Genomic DNA, 25,603 nt, shown 5'->3' on the forward strand with positions numbered 1-25,603 from the left:
GCTAGGCGCTTACCCTTGCGCCGCCCTTACGTGGGGCCTTTATCCTAGTACAAGCGCCGCCGAGCGGGGAACAAGAGTTGATCAACGCTGTAGCGGCCGGGACCGGCAAAGGCCAAGCCCAAAAACAGAAACAAGGATTCGAGGGCGTGCGAGTAGGCGTTGAAGGCGTCGCCGCTCTTAAGGTGCATGACGGTGGCTACTAGCATCGTAACGGCTAGCAGCGCGCAGGCAATGCGGAAAAACAATCCTAGTGCGATAAGCTGTCCGCCCACTGCTTCGGCTATAGCGGCCAGAAAACCCCACGCGGCCGGCGCGAAATTCAGCCCCAGCATCTTCATCACTCCGCCTAGCTCAATCCATTTTTCCGGGCCCCCAATAAGCTTGGGGTAGCCATGGATGGTGAACATGATGCCTATGCCCACCCGTAGCAGCAGCAGGCCTAAGTCGTGGGTACGGTAGTGATTGTTGAATAACGCCATAGATGAGAAAAAGCGGCAAAGCCAGTCTTTGGTAGCACCATGCAGACGACCTGAACGGTATCTGGTGCGGCCAAAGTACACTATTTATCATCTAATGCTATTCTGCTATGTTTCCACCTACTGATAAAGCAGCACGCCCGTGATGCGCGAAGCTTGCGGAATATCGGCCGGTTTCATTTCATCGGGATGCTTGTCGGGCAGCGACTTAGGGTCGATAACCCATGCCATATTCACTAGCCCAGATACGCCTGCAAACCCTGCGGGCGTGTTGCGCACCCGGGTTAAGCCCAGGTTTTGGCTGGCTGCCCCGAAGGGAGAGCCAACCCCAATACCTTCGGCGGTACGGTATTGCGGGTCGTAGATGCGGATGCGACGGAGCCGACTGGTACCCGTCGAATCGGGACGCATGTGTAGGATGGTGGCCGGGGCATCGGGCTTTTGGGCATCCAGCATCTCGTAGGCCGGATACGTCTGGCCCTGGTCCTGATAGGTGGTGCGCTTCAATTGGGCGGCCGGTACGCGTCGGAGCAACTCCTGTTCGGTCATGTTGAGGCGCAAGCGGCCCGCCCGGCCCGGACTGATAAGATGCAGTGAGTCAGGCACGTTCGGATTGGCAGCTAGGCGCTCGGCCGCCGCGTTGGGGTCGCTGGCGCGCGAGTCGCCGGCGAAGGGAACGTCGCCGCTAGAGGAGCCGCTATTGCCGGAAGAGTTACAAGCGCTGAGTTGCAGGGCCAGTAGCGCCACGCCAGCAGGCCACAACAGAAGACGAAAACTGAACATGGAACAGAGCATTAAGTAACAGTGCCGATGCTTACGCGCCTAGCCGCTCTGGCGTTCAAGGAATGATGATTTAATGAAACCATAATGTGCGTTAAAGGGCCTGTTAGGGTTCAAGCTACATCAGCACTAAGTTGAAAGCTGCTCTCACTATTTCGCTTGATTTCTGTTACGCTAACTCAACCTCTTTCCGCACGTACCTTTACCGCGCTTGGCTGGCGTTGCGCTACCCAAGTTTTATTTGCTGTTTGTCTTTTCTAATCCCCCTGCCTGTGTCTGCTGAAGCTGAAAACCCCTTGATTCTAATTTCCAACGACGACGGTATTACGGCTCCGGGCATTGCCATGCTGGTGCGCGTGATGCGGCGCATCGGCGAAGTAGTAGTTGTGGCGCCCAACTCGCCGCAGTCGGGTATGGGGCATGCCATTACCATTGGGCACCCGCTGCGCCTCGATGCCAGTACCATCTTCGAAGACATTGAGGCCTACGAGTGCAGTGGCACCCCCGCCGACTGTGTGAAGCTGGCAAAAAACCACGTGCTAAAGGAGCGCAAGCCCGACCTGGTGGTGTCCGGCATCAACCACGGATCCAACTCTTCGGTGAACGTGTTGTATTCGGGTACGATGTCGGCCGCTATTGAAGCAGCCATTGAAGGGTTGCCAGCTATCGGCTTCTCACTCTGTGAGTACGGACACGATGCCGACTTCTCGCACACCGGCGAATGGATTGAAATGATTGCGCGTCAAGCCTTGGAAAATGGCATCCCACCGGGCACGGCGCTCAACGTAAACATTCCCGCAAACTCAGCTACACCTATTGCCGGTGTGCGGCTGTGCCGCCAAGCCAATGCCAAGTGGCAAGAAGAATTTGACCTCCGCCACGACCCCCACAAACGTCCTTACTTCTGGCTGATTGGGGAGTTCATCAACCTCGACCATGGCACTGATACCGACGAGTGGGCTTTGGCCAACAACTACATTTCCATCGTGCCCTGCCAGTACGACCTCACGGCCAACTACGCCCTGAAGCTCATGAATACCAACTGGCAGTTTCCCACCGCACCGGCAACAACCGAAGCAGCACCCGCCCCCTTAGTTGGCAGCGCCACGCCCGGCCCCGGCGAATCGGCCGAAGGCTTAGGATAAGCAAGCTCAACGGGGAGCCAGCTTACTAGTGCTCCTAATCTGTCCGCATAGAAAAGCCCCGCTGAAGCTATTCAGCGGGGCTTTTCTACGAACCGCAACCTTGTCAGGGACGTGGTGGGTGGTGCCGAACGTCGCTGACATGGCGCAGTACGGGGGCGGGGGCGTGGCGGACGACTAGCGGAGCGATGTGCGCTAGGGCTTGGGGCTTTTTTAGTTGAAGCGGGTTAGGTAAGAGTACCAGTACCAAGAGCAGAGTCAACAGCAGAAAAAGGGCGAGTAGCGGTACTCGCAGGTTGGAAAGAGAGGAAGTTTTCATGGATGGTGGGAGCCAAAGAACAAGTGCCCCAATTTCGCACTTCAACCATGAAGACTAGGTGAGGTTCAGCGGTAGTATACCGAGCCGGAAGCTCAAATTTAAGATGCTGGTTTACAGAAGTAAAGCGCTGTTCTAGCTTGCGGACGAGCCGCTTAGCACGGGCTTTGAAACCGGCTGAAATTCCAGCGTGAATGTTGTGCCTTTGCCTAATTCAGAAGTGGCCGTGAGCGTAGCGGCATGGAAGGTGGCAATAGTTTGCGCAATGGGTAGACCTAGCCCAAAGCCCTCCGGTGAAGCGGGCCCGCTGGCATGAAAGCGCCGGAACCGGTCGAAGAGGTGGGGAAGGTTTTCGGGCGCAATGCCAGGGCCGATGTCGGCCACGGCTAGGCGGTAGGCGCCGTTTGGTAGCAGTTGGCCCGTTACGGTAATGCTGCCGTTCCAACGGTTGTACTTGATGGCGTTGCTGAGCAAATTGAAAATCAAGGTAAAAAGCAGCGTCTGGTTGGCGCGGGGCAGCACAAAGTCGGGGTCGAGCAATACCCGCAGGTGCAGCTCCCGTTGCGCAAGGCGGTCTTCCAGCTCATTGGTTACGTCGGCTACCACGGCGGATAAACTCACGGGTTCTTCGCGCAAGTATTGGTCGTTTTCGATGTTGGCAATCAGCAGTAAGGTCTTCACCGTGTTGCGCAGCCGGTACAGCGTCTTCTGCGATTCCACTAGCTTCAGCGAATGAGCGTGACTCAGCTCCGGGTCCTGGAGCATGTTCTCGAAGCGCGTTTGCAGAATGCTAACCGGCGTCAGTAACTCGTGCGACACGTTGCTCATAAACTCCCGCTCTTTCTCGAACGCCGACTGCATCTGGTGCATCATTTCGTTGAGGCTGTCATCGAGCTGGCGAAAGTCGGTGGTAGTAGTCGGGATGGGCTCGAAAGAGAAAGCCGAAGGGTGACGCACATCACGCAACTTGCTCGAAACAAGCTGCCCGAGGGGCCGCAACAGAAACCGCGCAAACGCTGCGTCCGTCACGACGGTGACGGCTGCCCCAATCACCAGCACCCACAGCGCCAGCCGCCGCAGCGTATCTTCCAGAAGCTCCACCGTGGCCAACGACGAACCAATTTCCAGGCGGTACGGCCGCCCATTGGCCGTAAACCGGTAGCCCAGGATGCGGAAATCCTCTACCTCGTCGTCTACTTGCCGTTGCTCGTTGAAAATCAGCTCCTCGGGTTTCGGCAGCGCCGGCCCGCGTTCCGGGGTCAGGCTGATGTATTCTTGTTTGAGGATGTTGTAGTCGGCGTACGCCTCGTTCTTTTCCTGCCGTACAAATGCAACGAGTCCGTCGCGCTTAATCAGGTCGAGCACCTCCCGCTTTTTTTCGTGCAGCCGCTGGTCGGTGTGCGACACGGCCACCCGGCTTACAATGGCCGGAATCAACGCCACTCCCAGTAGCACCAGCAGCAGCTTCGACAAAGCATTAAACAGTGCAAGCTTAGCTTCTAAGCGCATCCTTGTGAAGAGTAACTGATTAGGGGAGTAACTGAGTAAAGAGAATGGTTCGGGAAAATAAGCTGTGTTAACTATCTTTTCGTGTATTGAGAAAAGGAAATTATATCTCGCGAATACTATAAAGTCGATGACTACCGAAGAGAAGATTGTGCAGAACGAACTATTCCGGGCTCGTACCAAAGCCGCAGCCTTACGGATCATTAAGCTATATCAGCAGCTGCCACGAAGCGGTGAAGCTGAGGTGCTAGGCAAGCAGCTGCTACGATCTGCTACGTCAGTTGCGGCAAACTATCGGGCTGCTTGTCGGGGTCGTTCTGCTGCCGAATTCTTCGCTAAACTAAGTATCTGCGTGGAAGAAGCCGACGAAACCCAACTTTGGCTGGAGTTGCTTGGCGATGCAAACATTGTATCAAAAGAGCGGTTAGCAGACCTCGAAAACGAATACGCCCAAATCACAGCCATCCTCACTAAAGCCCGAAAAACAGCCTCTTCAAAGAGTAACTGAGCAGCGGAGTACCTGATTAATGACGTATGAAATAGGTACTCAGTTATTCCGCTACTCCGTTACTCTATAGCCAATGCCGCGCACGGTTTCTAGAAAGTCGGTAGGGGCGAAAGCGCTGAGCTTTTTGCGGATGTTCTTGATGTGTACGTCGATGTAATTGGAGTCGGAATCATCTTCCAACACGTTGCCCCACAGGTGCTCTCCTAGCTGCAAGCGCGTAAGCACGCGGTTTTTGTGAAGCACGAGGTAATGCAGCAAGTCGAATTCCTTTTTGGTGAGGGCCACTTCTTGGTCGCCCTGGCGCAGCACCCTGCCCGATACGTCCATCGAAAAGCCTGAACCGAAGGTGATTTCCTGCCGCTTCAACCCAAACTTGCGGCGCATAATGGCCTGCATCCGGCTTTGCAGCTCTAGCAGCGAGAACGGTTTGGGGAGGTAGTCGTCGGCGCCGAGGTCGAGGCCTTTAATCCGGTCGTCGAGGGCGCCGCGGGCCGTCAGGATGATGAAGGAAGCTTCCTGCTGGTCGTTGCGGCGTGCTTCGCGCAGTAGGTCCAGACCGTCGCCGCCGGGCAGACCTAAGTCGAGCAGCACAAAGTCGTAGCTGTTAACAAATATCTTCTCGGAAGCTTCCCCATAGGTGTGGGCCGAGTCCACTAGATACTGCGATTCAAGCAGAAATTGCCGCACCTCGTCGTGCAGGCTTTTCTCGTCTTCTACAATCAGGACGTGCATAGAAATTCAGATTTAAGGCACAAGGTTCTTACGGCCGGAATGAACAGTAGATGAAGAATAGGCCAGTATAGATAAGCAAGTCACGCTACTGCCGCAAATACGCTCCTAAGTCGGAAATGGAGGCAATACCGAGCTGCGCGGCCTGTTGACGGCGCATGAGTAAGGCATACGTGTTGTTGAAGCCTAGCGGGGCAAGCCATTCCAAGTTGTAGCGGCGCTGAAATCCGGCTCGAACATAACGTAGCACCGCCCCCGCGTCGCCGCCCAATGAGTCCACTACGGAGGGGGCAGGTTGTAGTAGCACTAGTAGGCCAGTACCGGTATACTCGGGGTACATATCGATGGCGCCGCTGCGCAGAGCCTCGAAGCAGATGGTGGTGCCGCCCAGGCCGGTTTTGGTTTGCACGTCGAGGTCGGTGTAGCCGCGGATGAGGCCAGCGTACATCTCGGCCAAGATGTATTGTTCGGCGAAAATCTTTGATCCTAGCTTCACGGTAGCCGCCCCCGCGGGTAAGGGGCGGGGCTCGCGCCACAAACCCCGGCGGCGCAAAAAGTTTAGAGCCACGGTTTTCGGCTCTTCGTGCAGATAGTCAACGTGGTAGTTTAGTTCGGTCATCACCGAATCGGAAAGCTGCCCGGCTAGCTTGCCAAACACCGCCCGCAGTTCCGGGTGCGCGCTAAGTAAGCCAGGGCGCACCACGGGCGCCGCGTAGTAGGGCGGGAACACGCGCCGGTCGTCGTGCAGTACCTGCAGGTTGTACGCCTTGATCCGCCCGTCGGTGGAGTAGCCGTCGATAACATCGACGTTGGCATTGCGGGCCGCTTCGTAGACTAAGGCTGGCGCCAGCACTACACTGGGCAGGCGGCGCAAACCATAGGTATGCGTGAGGCCGGGTAGCCCATCGGCCCGCCCCACAAACTCGGGGCTGAAGCCGGCCTGTAACCGACCCGTAGCGCGCGGCAGCAGGTACAGCGTGGCCAGCAGAGGTAATACCAGGAGCAGCCCAAAGCCAACGCTGCGCCGCTTGCGCCCCGCCAAGCGTTGTACCCCGCCTAGTGCCGCATCAAATACAAGCGCCAAAGCGGCCGCCGGAATAGCGCCGGCCAAAATCATAACCGGATTGTTCAGCGCAATGCCTCCAAAGATGAACTCGCCGAGCCCACCCGCAGCCACGTAAGCTGCCAGCGTAGCCACGCCCACATTGATAACGGCGGCCGTACGGATACCTGCCAGCAGCACCGGCAACGCTAGCGGCAGCTCCACGCGCCGCAGCAGTTGCCCGTCGGTGAAGCCTAGGCCGCGGGCCGCCTCCACCACGCCCGCATCTACCCCCCGAATGCCGGTTACGGTGTTGCGCACAATGGGCAGCAGCGCGTACAGAAACAGCGCGAAAATGGCGGGCACTGGCCCAATGCCCATGGCTGGAATTAGGAAACCAAGCAGCGCAATACTCGGAATAGTTTGGAGCACACCGGCCGCGCCGAGCACCCAAGGCGCCAGCCGCGGCCGGCGCGTAAGCAGCAAACCAAGCGGAACCCCAACGGCCACACCAAGCAGCAAGGATGCCGCCGTCAGGCCAATGTGCTGCACCGTTTGCTGCCCTAGTTTACCGGCCTGCAATTGCCAAAAGGCAAGTAACTCTTGTAACGTATTCATGGGCGTTGGAGGCGTTGAACAGCTAACCCAAATGCCGCCATCAGCGCAGGCAGCGTTACCGGAATCAGGGCCTCTTCGATTATTATTTCAGAACCGTCTGTCGCACGGTTAGTAGCCTGCGCGGCCTCACTCGCCACTGGTTGAATCCATAACACCGATGATAGGTGAGGAGTAGCAGATGGGGTGCTTAGCAGCTTTAGTGCTTCTTGAACTGTAGCGTTAGATGTAATTATGCTTTCTTTTGATTGTGAATAAGGTATAGAAACATGACCTGGCGATTCAGCTAAATCCTTGAGCAAGTCATCGAGGGTGAGCGTACGCAGTTGTAGTGTCAGCCGCTCGGCTTCAAAGAAGCGCCGAACGAAGTCGTTGGCTGGTTGAAACAGCAACTCCCGCGGCGTGCCCAATTGCTGCACTTGGCCGCTGTCGAGCAGCATAATTCGGTCGGCTAGTTCGAAGGCTTCGGTCACGTCGTGGGTGACGAGGACGACGGTTTTCAGACGCAACTCATCTAACTCCCGAAACTCCCGCCGGATGTCGGCTCGGGTGATAGGGTCGAGGGCTCCAAAGGGCTCGTCGAGCAGCACGATGGGTGGGTCGGCGGCCAGGGCGCGGGCCAGCCCCACCCGTTGCTGCTGCCCCCCCGAAAGCTTCCTCGGATATTGATTGGCGTAGCGGGCCGGTGGCAAGTGCAGGCGCGTCAACAGGGCCTCGGTGCGGGCCGCTACTTTAGTGGCGGGGTGCCCCAATAGTTTCGGTACCACGGCCACATTCTCGGATACGGTGAGATGCGGCAGCAGCCCCACTTGCTGAATCACGTAGCCAATGCCGCGCCGCAGTTCCTCGGGCCGTTGGGCGCGCACATCTTGGCCCTGCACTTCCACCGTGCCCGAATCGGGCTCAACGAGCCGATTGAGCGTTTTGAGCAGCGTGGTTTTGCCGCAGCCGCTCGGGCCAAGCAGTACCAGGGTTTCGCCAGCCATCAGGTCGAACGATACGCCTTGCACTACCGCGTGCGGGCCATAGTGCTTGCCTAGGCCACGGACCCGAATGATAGGTTGAGAATCAGACATACAACGGAGTAGAGGCGGTAAGGTAAAAAATGTAGTTTAAGCACCAGCTTACATAGGATGCCAGCGTCGGTGGCACTTGGCCTATGCTTCGCGTATTGCGCTGCCTGCACGACATCATTACCACAATGTCTTCTCACGAGTGAAGTAGCACTTGGTACTGCCTAGCTCTCCAAGTAGATGAAGCAAAAGCTTGGTGCTACGCCCGAAAGCTGCCAGCGCGTATCTTGAGCCACTTTACTTTTCAAGCTCCTCATGAACCGCAAACTGCTACTACTGCTTTTTCTGCTCATCAATCTAGCCTCCGGCCTTAAGCACGGCGCTATGGCCCAGGTATACCGTGCTGCTGATCCACTGGCTCATACCTTCTCCATTGTTGCCCGCGACCCACAAACCGGCGACATGGCCGTGGCCGTGCAAAGCCACTGGTTTTCAGTGGGTACTTCCGTGAGTTGGGGCGAAGCGGGCGTGGGCGTGGTAGCCACCCAGTCGTTCACCAACAAGTCGTTTGGCCCGCGCGGACTGGCTTTGCTGAAGAGCGGCAAAACGGCCCAACAAGCCCTTGATGAGCTATTGCGCACCGACGAAGGCCGCGACGTGCGCCAAGTAGCCATCCTCGACGCGCAAGGCCGCGTAGCAACTCACACCGGTAGTAAATGCATCGACATGGCCGGGCAGCAGCAGGGCAATCAGTTTTCGGTGCAAGCCAACATGATGCTCAACAACACGGTGCCTGCGGCCATGGCCAAAGCCTACGAGCAGAACGCCAAACTGCCTTTTGCAGAACGTGTAGTAGCCGCCCTGGAAGCCGCCCAAGCCGCGGGTGGCGACATTCGAGGCCGGCAATCTGCCGCCATTCTCATCGTGCGCGGTAAAGCCACTGATGCCCCCTGGACCGACCGCCTGCTTGACCTACGGGTAGATGACAGCGCCGAGCCACTCAAAGAACTGGCCCGCTTACTGCGCTTGCACCGCGCCTACGAGCACATGAATGCCGGCGACTTAGCCGTGGAGAAAAACGATGTGCCAGGGGCTATCCGCGAGTATCAAGCTGCCGAGAAGCTGTTTCCCGACAATCTGGAAATGAAGTACTGGCACGCCATCAGCCTCGCCAACAAGCAGCAGGTGCCTGCAGCCCTCAAAATGCTCCAGCCCATCTTCAAGCAAGACCCCAATTGGCGCACTCTCACCCAGCGCCTGCCCAAGGTAGGGCTGCTGACCGTGAGCGACGCCGAATTGAAACAGATTCTGGCCTTGTAGTAGTCGCTATTTAAGTAGCTTTCAATCAAATCAAGATCCATGCCTCGCCTCGCCTTCCTACACTTGTTGCTGTGGCCATTGTTGGCCTTTACCACGCAATGCTCAACCAGCCATTCCGGTGCCAATCAGCCAACCACTATCTATATAGTGCGCCATGCCGAGAAAGACCTCACGCCCAACCTGCCCGATCCGCTCCTGACACCCGCAGGTCAGCAACGCGCCTTAGCCCTGCGCGACACCTTGGTGCGGCGTAAACCCTGGGCGGCTGTCTTCAGCACGGCTACCACCCGCACGCGCACTACTGCTGAGCCACTGGCGCAGGCCGTTAAGCTTCCGGTTCAAGAATATGACCCGAAACAGTTGCCGGCTTTGGCCAGCCGCATCCGCCGGAGCTATCCGGGGCAGACTGTACTCGTTATTGGTCATTCCAACACCATCCTCGAAACCGCCGAGGCATTTGGGGCGCGACGCCCAGTGCCCTCCATCGGCGACAATGAGTACGACTATTTGCTGGAAGTAACGCTTCCCCGCGACTCAACCCAGGCCGCTACAGCCGTGGCGCGGCGCTACGGAGTACCCAGCGCCAGCCGTTAATACCCGGCGATGCTGCAACTTGCCGCGGTCTTCCTACTACTTTAGCGCTGTTGGCAGTTGCTCTACAACTGTTGTTCTGTTTTCAACCTCTCCTTTTTCATGCTGATTTCTTTTCCTCGTTTACTGCTTGCTGGCGCTTTTGCGCTGGCCGTTAGCGCGCCAGCCGCGGCTCAAACCACTACCAAAATCGATTCGCTGGCCATCCGCAAAATCTACGACGAGGCGTTGCTGCGCGGGCAGAGCTACGAAAACCTGCGCGAGTTGTGCACCAAGGTAGGTGGGCGCCTCAGTGGCTCGCCCCAGGCCGAACAGGCAGTGCAATGGGGCAAGGTAGCCATGGAAAAGTTGGGGTTGGATCGGGTGTACCTGCAAGAAGTCATGGTGCCGCATTGGGTGCGGGGTGCCAAGGAAAAAGCTGAAATTAAGCCGGCCAAAGGCAAGGGCGTAGCTCTGTCGGTGTGCGCCCTTGGCGGCTCTGTCGGAACGAACGGCAAATTGAAGGCTCAAGTAGTGGAAGTGAAGAGCATGGCCGAGCTAGCGGCATTGCCCGCCGAAAAGGTGAAAGGCAAGTTCGTGTTCTTCAACCGGCCTATGAATGCCACCTACGTAGAAACCGGCCGCGCCTACGGCGAAGCCGGCGACCAGCGCCGCATAGGAGCTTCCGAAGCCGCGAAGCGGGGTGCCGTAGGTGCTCTTGTGCGCAGCCTCAGCCTAGCCCACGACGATTTTCCTCACACGGGTACCATGCGCTACGAAGACAACGTAGCCAAAGTGCCCGCCGCTGCCCTTAGCACCAACGGCGCCGATCAGCTCAGCCAACTTCTCAAGGTGGATTCCGACCTAATGGTGGAGCTGGAAATGGCCTGCCAAACCCTGCCCGACGTGAAAAGCTACAACGTGGTAGGCGAAATCAAAGGCTCGAAATATCCCAACGAAATAATCACCGTGGGCGGCCACCTCGATTCGTGGGACCTAGCCCAGGGAGCCCACGACGATGGTACCGGCTGCGTGCAAAGCATGGAAGTGTTGCGGTTGCTCAAGGCCACCGGCTTGCGCCCCGAGCGTACCATTCGGGCAGTACTGTTTATGAACGAGGAGAATGGCGCGCGTGGCGGCATTAAATATGCTGAGTTGGCTAAAGCCGCCAAAGAGCAGCACGTAATTGCCATGGAATCGGATGGGGGAGGCTTTACGCCCCGTGGTTTCAGCATCGAGGCTGACCCCACTACCATCAAGAAAATGCAGCAGTGGGAGCCTTTGTTTGCACCCTACAAAAGCAACGAATTTGCCCCCGGCCACGGCGGCACCGACATCGGCCCCCTGAAGGACCAAGTGAAAGCCCTGATTGGCTACAATTGTGACGACCAGCGCTATTTCGATATTCACCACACCGCCGCCGACACGTTCGACAAAGTGAACCGGCGTGAACTGGAATTGGGCGGTGCCAGCATGGCGGGACTTATTTATTTGATCAGTAAATACGGTCTGTAATAGTCCCAGCAGCAAGTGCACGAAGCCAATCGTAATTCGGCTTATTAGCTGGTGTCATTAGGTTGTGTTGAACTGTGATAAAGTAAAAAGCCGTCTGCAATTAATTGCGGACGGCTTTTTTACTTATTAGTAAGCAACTATTCAGCGGAAGTTGTTTCTTTCTTCGGACGGCCAGGACGCTTGCCAGTGCTGCTCACAGCGCGAGGCTTACGCTCTTTTTTCTCAACTGTATAGCCTGGCTCCAGCATCGTGCTGATTTCTGTAATCAATTCGGTCACTTTGGTCATATTTTTGCGAATCTGATTGAGCACCGCTTCGTTGTCTTCGGCGCTAGCCAGAATCTGCTGTAATTTGCTGAGGTCAGGAGTAGCCATGAGCTGGAATTTTTGGTTGAGTAAATACGAACTATCGCTCAAATTTGAACTAAAAACTATTTATATCAAATAGTTTTTATCTACAACGAGAAAATAGCAGCTAGGTTAGCTAATTGGCATTGTTTAATTTGGGTTGTTACAAAAACAAATTTTCATTCATCTATCCTTGTTTCTTTTGAATTACAACAGCAGATAGTAGCCTCTCAGTAACTGAACGACCTAGCGAGCCCTACTTCTCACGATGAGGCCTTGTATAAGCCTTTAACAGCGAAACGCAGCTGTGCAAAATATTTGCATTGGCTTTTGCACAACTTGCATGAGCGTTTCATGAAAGTTGCGTTTTTAATTACGCGGTAATTAGTAGAGAGGAGTTGTCAAAACTTGTCTAGTAGAAAGCGGAACTCAGCACGCTACTGAATAGTCTATTGCTTCGGATTTAAAACTGGCGAACTGTACATACGCTTGTCTTTGCAAGCGTATTTTGTGTAAATTACTTATTTTTGCTAAGATGAAGAGTTCATGACTGAGATATAACTAGCAATAATATTTTATTGGAAATCTAATTCTAATCTATAGCTCTTTAGTGTGCATATACAGCTCAGCCCTAACATCAATGTAGCAGGAGGTAGTAATGCAGTTGTGTTAAATTTTGTAATCAGTATCGTTTTGCAATAGTTTGTTAAGAAGTCAATAATTTACAATTGCTCTACTAAATAAGACAATTAAATTTCGCAGAAGACTGCACATGGTGAATTTAAGTTGAGCGCTTTTTCATCTTTAGGTGAGAGTAAGCTTATAAACAAGAATGACTTTCCCATGTGAGAAAGTCATTGTTGCTTATTGACGGAACTGCATGAGCAGTAATTAGTTGGCTTCCAAAATTTGGAATAACTCGTCGAGTTTAGGCGTCAGAATAATTTCGGTGCGCCGATTTAGGGCTTTGTTGGTAGGTGAATTATTTTCGGCAACTGGCACGTACTCGGCGCGACCTGAGGGGGTTACTTGACTAGCTGGTAGCCCGTTGGTAGTAAGCAAGCGCGTTATTTCAGTGGCCCGCAGTACGCTCAAATCCCAGTTGTCGCGCATGCCGGCAGTACCTCTGGCAATGGGTACGTTGTCGGTGTGGCCTTCCACTAGCACGTTCACGTCTTGGTTGCCCTGCAAGGCAGTAGCTAACTTTTTCAGCGCCTCTTGGCCTTTGGGGTCTACTCTGGTGGAGCCCGACTTGAAGAGCAGTTGTTCGGAAAGGGAAACGTATACCTTCCCGTTTTTAACGTTCACTTGCAAGTCTTGAGCGTTGAAACCTAACAGGGCATCCCCAACTTTCTGGCGCAGAGCTTTCACGGCGGCGTCCTTCTGGTCTAGAATGCGTTGCATCTCAGCTATGCGCTGCTCTTTCGAGCGTAAGTCAGCGGTGAGGGCACTATTGGCTTGCTCGGCCCCGGTAAGGTTGTCGTTGAGCTGGTTTAGTTGTTGGCTCCTGTTGAGTAAGCTAGTTCGTAAAGCTTCTTCGTTGCGGGTTTTCTCTTGTTCGAGGGCGGTTTTCTGCGCCTGCAATTGGTCGCGGGAAGAAGTAAGAGCGGCGTTTTGTTGTTGCAGTGCAGCAATTTCCTTGGCGTTGCAACCGCCTAATAGTAATGCACCAGAGCCGAGCGCAGAGAGCAAGGTTAAACGGGCAGACAACAGATTCATAGAACTAGAGAGAAGGGTGAAGAAGTAGTTGGGCTTGAAACGGCCCTGGCAAAGTTGAGTTGCTGAACCGATACGACCAAGACCAGTTGTTTTGCATTAGCTTTGAAATCTCAAAACCGAGTCTTTCTGTGGTGCTGTCGGATGCTGCTTTATTGATGCTAGCCCTGCTGCTCGGTTATCTTGATTGTATTCCACTACTTGTTATTTCCTTGCTGTATTTGCTGTCTCGCGTTCAGGTTGTAGTGCTGCTCCTGCTGTTAGGAACAACTAGCCAAGCTGCGGGCCCACCACCTACGCGCCGCTACTGGGTGGAACTGCGCGACAAAGTTGGAGTCGAGTTCGAGCCAGCGGCTTACTTTCACCCGGCTGCCCAAGCTCGCCGCCAGCGGCAACATCTGCCGCCCGCCGACGCTACCGATTTTCCAGTTAGCCCTTCGTATTTGCGCGCCGTACAAGCCCACGCCGATACGGTGCTTTTCGTGAGCCGATGGTTCAATGCCGTAGCCTGCCGGGCCACAGTCGCTCAAGCCGCCGTGCTTGCGACGCTACCAGGCGTGCGGCAGATAGTGGAACTGCCCGAAGTAGCGCTGCTTCCCGCTCGCCAACTAACGGAAGCAACTTTTGCTAGGGCAGGGGATAAGACCACCATTAGTGTCGCCGACCGCCAATTGGCCCGTCAGCAAACCCGCACCCTGGGGGCCGATGCTTTCCGGCGGGCCGGCCTTGACGGACGCGGCTTGCGCATTGCTATTTTCGATGTGGGCTTCAACGGAGCCGATCGGCACCCGGCCTTTCGCCAGCTTTTCGCTGAAAAGAAGGTGGTAGCTAGTTATGATTTCGTGCGTCAGACCACCAACGTCTTTCACGGCGGCACACACGGGTTGGAGGTGCTCTCGTGCTTGGCTGGCCGCCTGCCCGATGGTACGCTGCTCGGCATGGCGCCCGGGGCCGAGTATCTGCTGGCTCGTACGGAGCGCATGAACCGGGAAGTGTACACCGAGGAACTGGATTGGCTGGCCGCGGTGGAGTGGGCCGACCGCAACGGTGCAGATATCATCAACTCGTCGTTGGGCTACACTTCGCGCCGCTATTTCCCCGAAGATATGAATGGCCGCACCAGCCTAGTGGCCCGCGCCGCCGAGTTAGCCGTCCGCAAAGGCATACTAGTAGTAAATGCCGCCGGCAACGATGGCGACAACGACGAGTGGCGCACCATTGGTACACCCGCCGATGGCGACTCCGTGCTGGCGGTGGGCGGCGTAAACCCCGATACGGGCTTGCACCTCGACTTTAGTGCCTACGGGCCATCGGCTAGCCGCCGGCTAAAGCCCAACGTGGCCGCTTTCGGGACCGTATTGGCGGCTTCGCCCGGCGGCTACTCCCGCATCGACGGCACTTCGTTTGCGTCGCCGTTGGTAGCGGGGTTTGCTGCCTGCGCCTGGCAGTTGCAGCGTACACTGCCCGTCATGGCTTTGTTCACTGAAATCGAGCAATCGGCTAGTTTGTATCCTTATTATGATTACGCCCACGGCTACGGCATCCCTCAAGCGGCCGTGGTGCTGCGCAACTCATCTGGACAACGGGCACCGGAGCAAACACCAAAGGTTAGCTTCGTTCCTCAGGATAGCGCGCTGGCCGTAATTATTCGTCCGGAGGCGGATCGGCCGGTTGTGGTGCAGCGGCTTCCACTTTATGCAGACTCAGCGAACAACAAAGCCGATTCTGCTCCAGCGCGAGTAGCCCCGCTCGGCCGCGAGGACGCACGCCCAACGCAGGCCGAAGGCCAGAGCCCAGCAGCGACAAGCACACCTGCTGCACCGGGTTTCCCGCCGCTGCCAGCAGCCGGCTACCTATACTGGCACGTAGCGGACGCCAAAGGCGTATTGCGGCGCTACGAGGTGATGGAAGTCAGCCAGCGCGCCATCCTGCGCATCCCGCGCCGCACCTTACGTCCCGGCGACGTGGTCCGGGTATTCTACCAAGGCACCACGCATAGCTATCTTGTTCGATGAGTTTATTTAAGAATCTGACGGCGGCGCTTGTGCTGATGCTGGCGCTTCTGGTCGGGCTACCCACGCATGCGCAGCGGGTGCTACTGCACGCCGAGGTGGCCAACGATACAGTTTATACCTCTTTCGGACCGAACAGGGCATTCTTCAACCACCTGTATGTGGGCTACCTGCCGGTGGTAGGCCGGGCTGCGGCGGGCGCTAAACTGAACTACAGCAATTCTGCCGAATTGATGCTTGGAGTGCGCAATAAATTTCGGTTGAACGAGCCGCTTAGTGCGGGAGTGGACCTGCGGTTTGTGCGGCAGGTATACGGGCTCGACCAAACCAGTCAAAAACGGTTGCCTACGCCCGCTTTGCACTACCGCGAGTCGTTGGTGGCGTCGCAGTGGCAGCTCGAAGGGTTTGTGCGGGTGAACGTGGGGCACCGTGGCAACGTGATAGGCCGCTACCTCGACCTAACGGGCTGGGGTGGTTGGGTGATGAGTACGGCTCACCGCTACGAAGATCGGCCAGGCACAGGCGCAAAGCGGGTGAAAGTGGTGGAGCATGGGCTGCCTTACATTACCCGCTGGCCCTACGGCGTCGGGGCCAGGCTCGGCTCGGGACGTTTTGCGGCCGTGGGGCGCTACCGGCTTTCTGATACCTTCACTTCAACTTACCGAACCAGCTATCCGGAACTGCCCCGCTGGACGGTAGGAGTGGAGCTGGGCTGGCTCTAAAATTTCAATTTAAAGTGGCATTTTTCAAACCTTACGCTAAGTGGCAAACGTATAGAGCTCGTAATATAAGCTTAATATTAGGTGACACAAAAACCACAGCTAAAACCGACAAACAAGCCTTAAATTTTAATCCTGTCTAGTTTTTTGGTAGCTAAAGGGTTAGCCGTAGCTTTGATTTAAACTTAGTGAGTTCGGCTTTCGGACATCATCCCACTAATGGGTGACTTTGTACTTTGCCGACCTGCTCTAATGAAAGTTTTTCGCGTAATAATGAAAAAATTAGTACTAGTTGCCACTTGCTTGGGCGTTTTGCTCCAAGTTTCCTCGTGTATTACCACCGATAAGGAAGCGGGCACTGCCCGTAACGCCGATAAGCCCTATACGCCAGCTCCTGATCCGTCGCGCGGCCGCGTTACGAACCGTACTGTGCTACGCACTGTGAATGCCAGTCATTACTTCTCTAATACCAAAACCAAAGACAACTTCGTGCTGCAATTGCGGGGCACCAAGATCCTGAATGCGCAAGCGCGCTTCGTTATCTTGACAAGCACCGGCGATACACTGCGCAAAGAGTTGATGCCCGCCACCGCTTTGATTGACAAGCGCATGGCTGCGGATCCTACGGCTGCCACTGCCCGCGACAAAGAAATTGCTATTCTGCAAAGCATGAATGCTTTCTTCAAGGAAGACCGGTTCACTCAGCCGGCGGTACCTCGCACCCTGCGTCTGCCCTCCGACGTGGATGCCCAAGCTTGGCAAGCAGTTCGGGATGATACCAAAGCCGTAGGCTTCGACTACACGGCCGCCGGTGGCAAAGAGCGCCGTTTGGCTTATGCCAAAAAGCTGCGCAAAGCGGTTATTGTGGCGGAGTAGCCTATATCCACAATGTGCTGGCACTTCATCTGCCAGCTGATACAACGTTGGTATCTACCCGTAAAACGAAACAGCCCTTGTCGTATGACAGGGGCTGTTTCGTTTTACGGGTAGATAATCCTGCTGATGCGTTAGCAAACGCGGCGCAGCTCCACCAGGAAAGCTGCGCCGCGAATATCCAATCACCGGGTGAAAGGTAGAGGCAGCTACATGAATGGTTAGTGAAGCTAGCCCTGCAATTAAGAATCGAGGCCGGCTAGCCAGCCGATAGTACCGGTGGCGCTGCGGACCAGCCGAAAGCCCTGGAATTCGCCCAACACAGCTACCAAGCTGCGCGCCGGCAACGAGTCGAGGGTGGCGGCGCCGGTTTGTGGTTTAGCGTACAGATCGGTAGCAACCGGCAAAGCCGTCCGGCGCAGGGGTGCCGTGGCCGCTACCACGGCACGCGCCGGAATGTAGCCCAGTTGACCATCGGGGCGCTGCACCCGGTACCAGTCGGTTTGGCTGCCAACCACCAGCAGGGGCGTATTGCGCACAACGCCTGCAACGGCTGTGGCTTTGGCCAATGGGCCCCGGTGCAGCGTGGCTTGCTTGTCGCGCACCCGCACCCACTGGCCTAGCCGCTCGGGAGCAGTGCGCGGAGCAGGCGGCAAAGCATCGGCATGCCGTACAAACGGAAACGGATCGACGGCGCCCCGGCCGCCCCGGTAGATGCCGAAGTGCAAGTGTGGCGGCGTGGTGCGGGCGTTACCGGTGTTGCCGATTAAGCCGAGCGTGTCGCCGGGTTTCACTTGCTGGCCGGGCTGCACTAGTTGGCGGTCGAGGTGGGCGTAGTAAAGATGCTGGCTGTGCTCGGTGTCGGCCAGCCAAACCACCTTGCCCCCTCGTGGCGTCTCGTTTACGCGGGTGATGAAGCCTGCCACCGCCGCTACGGCCGGGGTGCCGCGCTTGGCAAAGATGTCGATGCCTTCGTGCCGACGGGCACCCCCGTCCCGGTCGACTCCCCAGAAGCTACCCACGGCCACGTCGTTCTTGCCGTGCACCGGAAAGCCCAGACTCGGGGCCCGCTGAATCCGCAACGTAAACTGGCCAGTACGCAGCAATTCGGGCTGCACCCGCAACAGGTGCTGACGGTCGTCTTCGGCGACGTAGCTGAAGGACAGGGCAGTGGTATCGGCGGAGGCAAGTGGACGCGGCGTGGCCCGTTCAGGGTCTAGCTCGAAGGCATCCAGAAATACCCGAGCGTCGGTACCGGCTCCTAAAGTCAGGCTAATACGAACGGTTTCTCCCTCCCGGACTTGGTAACGGTAGGAGGCCGCCGTAGCCCGCTCGGCAGAAAAGTAGCCGGTTTCCTGGAAGGGCAGCGTCACGACCAGCGAGTCGCGTAGGGCGTTAGCAGCGGCATTTAGCCAGTCGCGGCCCAAGGCCGTCTGGTCGAGGCCGGCTTGGCGTAGGCGCCGGGCGTAAGTTTCGTGGGGCGTTGATTTTTGAAAGAGCCCCTGTAAGGTTTGTTGCTGGCTACAGGCCGTAAGCAACAAAAAGAAAACGAGGTATAGCGGAGCGCGCAGGCGAAAGGGCATGAGTTGCTGGTTTCCTTTCAAACCCCTAAATGGGCAGGGTAGTTCGCCGCCCCCTGATACTGGCTTGACTTGCTGTTGCTGCTTGGTGCCAAGGGTGCTGATCGAACCTAGCTGCGACTAGTGCCGAGCTGTGTTAGGCTTGCGTCGCGGCTTATTAACTCGTCAAGCCCAAAGGCTGCCTTCTAAACTCAAGCAAGTAGTTGTGCAACTGTGCAACGAGAATATATGGAGGGAGAGAGGTATTATTGACGGAATTTATCTTTTCTCTACCGTCTATATGTTCTCTGCTGACCGTATTATCGCCGCTCGCAAAAGCAAAGGTTTTTCACAGGAGGTGTTGGCAGAGCGGTCGGGGGTAAGTTTGCGCACTATACAGCGGGTAGAGCAAGGCGACACCACCCCCCGCGGCCACACTGTGTTGGCGCTAGCGGTGGCGCTGGAAGTGCCGCTGGAAGTGCTGCAGAATGCGCCGGAAACTCTGCGTGAACCAGAGCTCCAACAAGCAGCGGAAGTCTCCGCTGTTGTACCAGCGTTCCGGTCAGACCCGCAGTTTTTGCAGTTGCTTAATCTAAGCGCGCTAAGCTTTCTGCTGCTTCCCCTTCTCAACATAGTAGTGCCGCTGCTGCTCTGGCGCGCGCGCCGCCACGACACCGAGCACGTGGCCGAAATAGGTCGCCGCGTGCTAGGCTTCCAGATCTTGTGGCAAGTAGGTTGCTTCTTCGTGTATATGCTGTTGTTGCTGGGCCAGATGGCAGCAGCCCGCTACTACCACCTCGTGCTACCGGGAGCCTTTTTAGGAGTATTCATCCTCTCGTATTCCCTCAACGTGCTAACGGTTGGCTACTATGCGCAGCAACTGCGCCGGGGAAACCTTGACCTATATCGTATCAGGCTGTAATAACAACTATTTGATAATCAGTTGACAATAGGGAGTGGCGGGTAAATGGCGGGTAAATGACGCACGGGCGGGTTAGGCTAGACCCTAGTTTTGGTTTCGTAATTCACCCCTAACTCTGTTCCTCGTGAAACCCCTCTTCAAAGTTCTGCTTGCGGTGCTGGTCGTGCTGGTTGTAAGTGCCATCGGCGGCTATTTCTACGTTCGGAAGCAGTTCCAGCCACCGGTCAATCAGCTCACCGTTACCCAGCTGCCTGCCACCAGCTCTTTCGTTTGGGACGCTGATACCACGGCTCGTCCGGCCATACCACACTCGGCCATGCTCGTCCCCGTAACACTACCCGGCTGTGCCCGCACCTGCTACTTGCAATTCGATACCGGTGCCCCTTACTCAGTTCTATACGATAATCCCCTGGCGGCGCTCCGGGTTCAGTACCCAGCTACTAGCACTACCCTTCTTCCACAGGCTGATGGGGTGCATAATTTCCGTTACACTATCGGTAAGGCGCAGGCGCAAGCGCGCACTATTCGGGTACTGCACGGCGGCGCTACCCAGCTGCCAGCCGACAGCACGGCGCCCTTCGTCATTGGGACGCTAGGGTCCGATGTACTGGCCGAGCAGGTGCTGGTTATCGATTACGCCAATCGGCAGTTCAATCTGTACGCCGCCGTCCCCGACAGCCTCGCGCGCCGGGCTACCTACGTGCCCATGAGTTTCGACAGCCGCCGTGTAATGCTGAACATGGGCCTGCAAGGGGAGTCCAAGCAGATGCTCTTCGACTCGGGCAGCAGTGCTTTTGCTTTAATTACCAACCAAAGCACCTGGAAAAGCTTAGCTCGCCCAGCCGCCCCAGTTCAAACGGCTGCGGTTAAGTCATGGAATAAAACGCTGACCTCTTACACGGTGCCTACCGCGGCGGCCTTGCAGGTTGGACCCTTAACCATGCCCCTGCGCACCGTCACGTATATCGAGGGGATGGACTGGTGGCAAATGATGCTGACGCGCTTTTCGGGGCTGGGCGGCATGCTCGGCAACGAGCCCTTTGTGGAGCACACGGTTATTTTGGATGTAGCCGGTGGGCGCTTTGGAGTGGTGCAAAAGTAAGCGGAATGGGACGGGGATAGGTTTGTCGGGCGGGGTTCTACCTTTGCTGCTCCACGCTACTTTCCTCGCCCCACCATGAAGCTCATCGACTGCCCCCGCGACGCTATGCAGGGCTGGCCCACTTTCATTCCCACTGCCCAGAAAATCAGCTACCTGAACACGCTGATGCAGGTAGGGTTCGACACGCTCGACTTCGGCAGCTTTGTTTCGCCCAAGGCCATTCCCCAGCTCGCCGACACCGCCGAGGTGCTCGACGGGCTGGAGCTGAGCGCCACTACCACCAAGCTGTTGGCCATCGTGGCGAACTTACGCGGGGCCGAAACCGCTGCTCAGTATTCCCAGATCCGCTACATCGGGTTTCCACTTTCGGTGTCGGAAACTTTCCAGCAGCGCAACACCAACAAGAGCATCGCCGAGGCCCTCGATGAGGTTGCGCGCATGCAGGAGCTATGCGCCCGCACCGGGCAGGAGCAGGTAGTGTACTTGAGCATGGGGTTTGGCAACCCGTATGGCGACCCTTGGAGCCCGGAAGTACTAGGCGAATTCACGCAAAAGCTTGATGCGCTTGGCGTGCGCATCGTTGCTTTGTCGGATACTATTGGGGCGTCGGTGCCGGAAACTATTGCGCCGCCTTTCCAGGAATTGACGGTGGCTTTCCCGCACATTGAATTTGGGGCGCATTTGCACACCACCCCCGACAGTTGGCACGAAAAAGTGCAGGCCGCCTACGAGGCTGGTTGCCGACGGTTCGATGGCGCCCTCGGGGGCTACGGAGGCTGCCCCATGGCCGCGGACCAGCTCACCGGCAACATGCCGACCGAGCGCCTACTTGATTTCAGTGGGGAAGTAGGAGAGAAATTGAAGCTAAACGAAGCGGCATTAGATGAGGCGAAAAAGTTAAATCAGGCAATATTTGCAGCGCATTAGTATTACTGCTAGCTTCTTCTCTTTTTCAAAGTTGATACCAGGGTAAATCCCTTTTCTTCAAGCCACATTTCCATGCCTACTGCCGTCGATATATTTATTCCTTGTTTCGTAGATCAGCTTTTTCCGGAAACGGCCATGAACATGGTGAAAGTGCTGGAATCGGTGGGCTGCGAGGTGCACTACAATAGCAACCAAACCTGCTGCGGGCAGCCCGCCTACAATGCCGGCTACAAAAAAGAGAGCCGCGAAGTAGCCTGCAAGTTTCTCGACGACTTCCCCAACGAGCCCGACCGGTACATCGTCAGCCCTTCGGCTTCGTGCGTGGGTATGGTACGCAATTCGTACGCTGAACTCTTTGACGGCAGCCCCGAGCAAGGCCGTTACCATGCCACGCAGCGCCGCATTTTCGAGCTAACCGAGTTTTTAGTTGATGTGCTAGGAGTGTCAGCTATTCCGCAGGCCCGCCTCCAAGGCCGCTACACTTACCACGATTCTTGCTCGGCCCTGCGCGAGTGCGGTATCAAAATAGCCCCGCGGCAGTTGCTCGATGCCATTCCCGGCCTCGAACGCCTGGAGATGGCCGAAAACGAAACCTGCTGCGGTTTTGGGGGCACTTTCGCCGTGAAGTTTGAAGCCATTTCCGTGGCCATGGCCGAGCAGAAAGTAGAGCACGCCTTGGCTACCGGCGCCGAATACATCATCAGTACCGACACCAGCTGCCTCATGCACCTCGACGCCTACATTCGCCGTGAGAAGAAGCCCATCAAAACGCTCCATGTGGCTGATGTACTAGCCAGCGGCTGGTAAGAGCTGCTGCTAGTAGAAAAATACAATAAACCCGTATTTGTTATACGAATAGTATATATTTATACTGTAGGGAGAGCTATGTTCTTTCTGCTCGTCTATTAGCTAACAATTCATTTAAAGATCCTATGCCTGCTGACGTGGCGCAACCTCAATCTTCTGACGCTTATACAGCTACAGTTGATAAGAGAAGTAATATTTCGCGCCGTGAATTGATTGCCGAGTATATCGAACCAGGTATTCCCGTTGTACTGACGGATGGAGCTAGTAAGTGGAGTGCCATGGGAAAATTCACGCCCGAGTTTTTCAAAACCAACTACGGACACCTCACCAAGGATATAAAGGGGAAGACCTATACGATGGCCGAAACCGTCGACCGGCTGCTTACTTCCACTCCCGACAATCCTGCGCCTTATCCGTTCTGCCTGAACTTAGAGAAGCTGCTACCCGAGTTGATGGCAGACATTACGCCCGAAGTAAGCGTTGGGGCCCCCGACAGAGTACGGCATCCGCTCTTATCGAAGATGATGTTGCTGCACACGGAAGTCTACGAGCTTTTTCTGGGTGGCAATGGATCCTGCTTTCCGTTTCTACACGTCGATGCTTTGTACCTGCACACCCAAATTACCCAAGTGTACGGTTCCAAAGACTTCATCTTATACCCTCCCGACCAAACAGCGTATCTCTATCCGGAAGAGGACAACGAAAAGATTGCGCGGGTGAACATTTTCAACCCGGATTACGAGAAGTACCCGCTGTTCAGGAACGCAAAGCCAGTGAAGGTTACGGTCAAGGAAGGCGAAACCATTTTGTTTCCCACTAAGTGGTGGCATACCACTCAGATTCACGAACCTTGCATATCAGTGGCTCGAAGCTACCTCAACACCTACAACTGGACCGACTTCGTGGAAGACAACTTCCAGCTGCGAAAAGAAACCTATCCCGCCCTGGCGCTGGCCATGTTGGGGTATAGCAAAGTGCTCGGCCGCCTTATGGATCTCCAGGAGAAACTAACAGCTCCTAAACACTAGAAACAGCTGCTTCTGGCAAGAACAAAATTCAGATTTCCTCTATAAGCAACAAGCCGCTTCCTTGGAGGCGGCTTGTTGCTTATAGAGGAAAGAGTAAAACCTTACAGTAGCTGCTTTACTCGCTCCTGCAAGCTCTCTGAAGCTGCCAGCAACGGTAGGCGCACGGCCCCGGAGCACACGCCTAGTGCTTCTAGAGCGGCTTTTACGCCTACTGGGTTGCTTTCTTCATACATCAGCGGGTTCAGGTCCACAAACCTGAAGAGAAGTTGGCTTGCCTGCGCAAACTCACCGGCCAGTGCGTGGCGCACCATATCAGTGAAAGGGCGCGGGAAGGCATTCGCCAGCACGGATATAACACCCACGGCCCCGAAGCTAACAAGTGAAGTTGTCATCATATCGTCGCCGGAGATGAGCAGGAAGTCTTCGGGTTTGTGAGCGGCTATTTGCTGGCACTGCTCTAAGTTGCCGCTGGCTTCCTTGATGCCGATAATGTTGGGGTGCTGAGCCAACCGAAGCGTAGTGGCGGCCGTGAGGTTGGAGGCGGTGCGACCCGGCACGTTATACAGAATGACGGGTACCGGCGAAGCATCGGCTAACCGCTCGTAGTGCGCAATGATGCCCGCTTGGGAAGGTTTGTTGTAGTAGGGGCTGGCCGAAAGTAGCGCCGCAATGCCTGATAGGTCGGTGTTGCGGATAGTGGCTTCGGTGCCGGCAGTATCATTGCCCCCAATGCCATACACGAGGGGCACGCGCCCTGCTACGTGTTCTTTCACGACACGAAGAATTTCCGCTTTTTCTTCGTGCGTGATAGTAGGAGATTCGGCGGTAGTGCCGTTGACCACCAAATATTCAACTCCCCCCTCGATAACGAAGTCGAGTAGACGGCGCAGCGCGGCATAATCGACTGACTGGTCGGAAGGGGAGAAAGGAGTGACGAGGGCGACACCCGTGCCTCGGAATTTGTCCATGCGGGGAATAAACTGTTGCTTTGTAGGATGCAAGAAGCCTAGAATCAGTCAAAGCGACTCTTTTTCAACTTCGTTGCGCGAAAATAAAGCATTTGCCTGCGGTCTGGTCACTTTTTATCTTTCATGAAGCTTTCTTACTCCTCATTAGTCGCTGCGGCCGTTTGTGCCACTGCTTTCACCTTTTCTTCCTGTAACGATTCCAAGTCAGCCCTGACGACCGAGGTTGGTACCGCAGCCGAGACGGCGACTAGTGCTTCCAACGCAGTTGCGACAACTGAAACCGCCTCAACAGGGCCCTCAACACCCGATCCAGCTAGCATTCCGGCCAGCCGTATTGCCGATGCAGCCACCATCACGGCCCGTCCGCAAGTGCCTATCCTGTGCTACCACCAAATCCGCGACTGGCGTCCGCGCGATTCGAAAGGAGCGAAAGACTACATAGTACCCGTCGAGCAGTTCAAAAAGCAAATTCAGATGCTGGCCGACAGCGGCTACCACACCATCCTGCCCGACCAGCTCTACGCTTACCTGGCTACCGGCGCCCCTCTGCCTCCCAAGCCCATCATGCTGACCTTCGATGACACCGACCTAGACCAGTTTACGGTGGCCCGGCCGGAGCTGGAAAAGCACGGTTTTAAAGCGGTATACTTTGTGATGACCGTGAGCTTAGGCCGGCCGCGCTACATGAGCAAGGCCCAAGTGAAGCAGCTTTCCGACGAAGGCAACGTTATCGGTTCGCACACTTGGGACCACCACAACGTGAAAAAGTATCAGGGCGAGGATTGGGTGACGCAGGTGGAAAAGCCTACGAAAACCCTTGAGGAAATCACCGGCAAAGACATCAAGTACTTTGCCTATCCGTTCGGCCTCTGGAATCCGGAGGCTATTCCGCAACTCAAGCAGCGGGGCATGGTAGCCGCCTTTGTGCTAGCTGAGAAACGCGACCCGCAAGATCCTCTTTACACCATTCGGCGCATCATCGCCAGCGGCTATTGGAGCCCGCGCACGCTGCACAACAGTATGGTTAATAGCTTTTAAAGTTGCTTACCAACACAAAGGGCGCCAACTTGATAAGTTGGTGCCCTTTGTGT

25 protein-coding genes are annotated in these 25,603 nt (G+C 55.9%); 14 read left to right on the plus strand and 11 right to left on the minus strand.

All coding sequences use genetic code 11. From position 1 onward, the window contains the following. Window positions 1-44: 44 nt before the first annotated feature. Entirely contained in the window at window positions 45-479 is a 435-nt protein-coding gene (locus P1X16_RS08125) for a DoxX family protein (RefSeq protein ID WP_277227444.1), read from the minus strand. A gap of 117 nt (window positions 480-596) precedes the next feature. Further along, on the minus strand, window positions 597-1,259 hold the full coding sequence (locus P1X16_RS08130; RefSeq protein WP_277227445.1) for a hypothetical protein: 663 nt from the start codon (window positions 1,257-1,259) through the stop codon (window positions 597-599). Between the two features lie 263 nt (window positions 1,260-1,522). On the opposite strand from P1X16_RS08130, the gene surE reads away from it, so the two are divergent. Continuing rightward, window positions 1,523-2,401, plus strand: a complete 879-nt coding sequence (surE, locus tag P1X16_RS08135; protein ID WP_277229499.1) for a 5'/3'-nucleotidase SurE — start codon at window positions 1,523-1,525, stop codon at window positions 2,399-2,401. A 103-nt stretch (window positions 2,402-2,504) separates the two neighbouring features. Here the strand turns inward: surE and P1X16_RS08140 are convergent, their stop codons facing one another. Beyond that, window positions 2,505-2,717: a hypothetical protein gene (locus P1X16_RS08140; RefSeq protein ID WP_277227446.1), complete on the minus strand. Its 213-nt coding sequence runs from the start codon at window positions 2,715-2,717 to the stop codon at window positions 2,505-2,507. Between the two features lie 132 nt (window positions 2,718-2,849). After that, a complete protein-coding gene (locus P1X16_RS08145) occupies window positions 2,850-4,223 on the minus strand; it encodes a HAMP domain-containing sensor histidine kinase (RefSeq protein ID WP_277227447.1) in 1,374 nt (457 codons plus the stop codon). A 127-nt stretch (window positions 4,224-4,350) separates the two neighbouring features. Here P1X16_RS08145 and P1X16_RS08150 point away from each other — a divergent pair, with 127 nt between their 5' ends. Next, the gene (locus tag P1X16_RS08150) at window positions 4,351-4,728 is read left to right on the plus strand and encodes a four helix bundle protein (protein ID WP_277227448.1); all 378 of its coding nucleotides are present in this window, start codon (window positions 4,351-4,353) and stop codon (window positions 4,726-4,728) included. A gap of 51 nt (window positions 4,729-4,779) precedes the next feature. Here P1X16_RS08150 and P1X16_RS08155 read toward each other — a convergent pair whose 3' ends face one another. From P1X16_RS08155 to P1X16_RS08165, 3 genes are all read right to left on the minus strand, one after another. Next, window positions 4,780-5,460 carry a response regulator transcription factor gene (locus P1X16_RS08155; RefSeq protein ID WP_277227449.1) on the minus strand — a complete coding sequence of 227 codons (681 nt, stop codon included), beginning with the start codon at window positions 5,458-5,460 and terminating at the stop codon, window positions 4,780-4,782. Window positions 5,461-5,545: 85 nt separating this feature from the next. Beyond that, window positions 5,546-7,117, minus strand: a complete 1,572-nt coding sequence (locus tag P1X16_RS08160) for an ABC transporter permease/substrate-binding protein (RefSeq protein ID WP_277227450.1) — start codon at window positions 7,115-7,117, stop codon at window positions 5,546-5,548. Beyond that, window positions 7,114-8,190, minus strand: a complete 1,077-nt coding sequence (locus P1X16_RS08165; RefSeq protein ID WP_277227451.1) for an ATP-binding cassette domain-containing protein — start codon at window positions 8,188-8,190, stop codon at window positions 7,114-7,116. The genes P1X16_RS08160 and P1X16_RS08165 overlap by 4 nt, the downstream gene beginning before the upstream one ends. Window positions 8,191-8,511: 321 nt before the next feature. Here P1X16_RS08165 and P1X16_RS08170 point away from each other — a divergent pair, with 321 nt between their 5' ends. The 3 genes from P1X16_RS08170 (at window position 8,512) to P1X16_RS08180 (ending at window position 11,532) form a co-directional block, all read left to right on the plus strand. Then, the gene (locus tag P1X16_RS08170; protein ID WP_277229501.1) at window positions 8,512-9,447 is read left to right on the plus strand and encodes a DUF1028 domain-containing protein; all 936 of its coding nucleotides are present in this window, start codon (window positions 8,512-8,514) and stop codon (window positions 9,445-9,447) included. A gap of 39 nt (window positions 9,448-9,486) precedes the next feature. Continuing rightward, window positions 9,487-10,041 (plus strand): histidine phosphatase family protein, encoded by a 555-nt coding sequence (locus P1X16_RS08175; protein WP_277227452.1) that lies wholly within the window; start codon window positions 9,487-9,489, stop codon window positions 10,039-10,041. Window positions 10,042-10,140: 99 nt separating this feature from the next. Beyond that, window positions 10,141-11,532: a M20/M25/M40 family metallo-hydrolase gene (locus P1X16_RS08180; protein WP_277227453.1), complete on the plus strand. Its 1,392-nt coding sequence runs from the start codon at window positions 10,141-10,143 to the stop codon at window positions 11,530-11,532. Window positions 11,533-11,669: 137 nt separating this feature from the next. Here P1X16_RS08180 and P1X16_RS08185 read toward each other — a convergent pair whose 3' ends face one another. Then, window positions 11,670-11,906 carry a hypothetical protein gene (locus P1X16_RS08185; RefSeq protein ID WP_245124992.1) on the minus strand — a complete coding sequence of 79 codons (237 nt, stop codon included), beginning with the start codon at window positions 11,904-11,906 and terminating at the stop codon, window positions 11,670-11,672. An 864-nt stretch (window positions 11,907-12,770) separates the two neighbouring features. Continuing rightward, a complete protein-coding gene (locus P1X16_RS08190) occupies window positions 12,771-13,598 on the minus strand; it encodes an OmpA family protein (protein WP_277227454.1) in 828 nt (275 codons plus the stop codon). 218 nt (window positions 13,599-13,816) lie between these two features. Here P1X16_RS08190 and P1X16_RS08195 point away from each other — a divergent pair, with 218 nt between their 5' ends. The 3 genes from P1X16_RS08195 to P1X16_RS08205 all read left to right on the plus strand — a co-directional run bounded on the left by P1X16_RS08195 (window position 13,817) and on the right by P1X16_RS08205 (window position 17,202). Further along, window positions 13,817-15,610, plus strand: coding sequence for a S8 family serine peptidase (locus tag P1X16_RS08195; RefSeq protein ID WP_277227455.1), 1,794 nt, complete (start codon window positions 13,817-13,819; stop codon window positions 15,608-15,610). Next, a complete protein-coding gene (locus P1X16_RS08200; RefSeq protein ID WP_277227456.1) occupies window positions 15,607-16,329 on the plus strand; it encodes a hypothetical protein in 723 nt (240 codons plus the stop codon). Before P1X16_RS08195 ends, P1X16_RS08200 begins: the two co-directional genes overlap by 4 nt. A 309-nt stretch (window positions 16,330-16,638) precedes the next feature. Then, the gene (locus P1X16_RS08205) at window positions 16,639-17,202 is read left to right on the plus strand and encodes a hypothetical protein (protein WP_277227457.1); all 564 of its coding nucleotides are present in this window, start codon (window positions 16,639-16,641) and stop codon (window positions 17,200-17,202) included. 239 nt (window positions 17,203-17,441) lie between these two features. On the opposite strand, the gene P1X16_RS08210 is transcribed toward P1X16_RS08205, so the two are convergent. After that, entirely contained in the window at window positions 17,442-18,782 is a 1,341-nt protein-coding gene (locus tag P1X16_RS08210) for a M23 family metallopeptidase (protein ID WP_277227458.1), read from the minus strand. Between the two features lie 277 nt (window positions 18,783-19,059). Here P1X16_RS08210 and P1X16_RS08215 point away from each other — a divergent pair, with 277 nt between their 5' ends. The 5 genes from P1X16_RS08215 (at window position 19,060) to P1X16_RS08235 (ending at window position 23,544) form a co-directional block, all read left to right on the plus strand. Then, window positions 19,060-19,680, plus strand: a complete 621-nt coding sequence (locus tag P1X16_RS08215; RefSeq protein ID WP_277227459.1) for a helix-turn-helix transcriptional regulator — start codon at window positions 19,060-19,062, stop codon at window positions 19,678-19,680. Between the two features lie 124 nt (window positions 19,681-19,804). After that, window positions 19,805-20,782, plus strand: a complete 978-nt coding sequence (locus P1X16_RS08220; protein WP_277227460.1) for a hypothetical protein — start codon at window positions 19,805-19,807, stop codon at window positions 20,780-20,782. A 75-nt stretch (window positions 20,783-20,857) separates the two neighbouring features. Further along, entirely contained in the window at window positions 20,858-21,709 is an 852-nt protein-coding gene (locus P1X16_RS08225; RefSeq protein ID WP_277227461.1) for a hydroxymethylglutaryl-CoA lyase, read from the plus strand. A gap of 72 nt (window positions 21,710-21,781) precedes the next feature. Beyond that, window positions 21,782-22,516 (plus strand): (Fe-S)-binding protein, encoded by a 735-nt coding sequence (locus tag P1X16_RS08230; protein ID WP_277227462.1) that lies wholly within the window; start codon window positions 21,782-21,784, stop codon window positions 22,514-22,516. Window positions 22,517-22,641: 125 nt separating this feature from the next. Then, complete coding sequence (locus P1X16_RS08235; protein WP_277227463.1) at window positions 22,642-23,544, plus strand: cupin-like domain-containing protein; 903 nt, start codon at window positions 22,642-22,644, stop codon at window positions 23,542-23,544. Window positions 23,545-23,645: 101 nt separating this feature from the next. Here the strand turns inward: P1X16_RS08235 and dapA are convergent, their stop codons facing one another. Continuing rightward, window positions 23,646-24,512 (minus strand): 4-hydroxy-tetrahydrodipicolinate synthase, encoded by an 867-nt coding sequence (gene dapA / locus P1X16_RS08240; protein WP_277227464.1) that lies wholly within the window; start codon window positions 24,510-24,512, stop codon window positions 23,646-23,648. A gap of 123 nt (window positions 24,513-24,635) precedes the next feature. On the opposite strand from dapA, the gene P1X16_RS08245 reads away from it, so the two are divergent. After that, window positions 24,636-25,550, plus strand: a complete 915-nt coding sequence (locus P1X16_RS08245) for a polysaccharide deacetylase family protein (RefSeq protein WP_277227465.1) — start codon at window positions 24,636-24,638, stop codon at window positions 25,548-25,550. Window positions 25,551-25,603 lie beyond the last annotated feature (53 nt).

The sequence above is a fragment of the Hymenobacter sp. YC55 genome (genome assembly GCF_029433095.1).
Taxonomy (GTDB): domain Bacteria; phylum Bacteroidota; class Bacteroidia; order Cytophagales; family Hymenobacteraceae; genus Hymenobacter.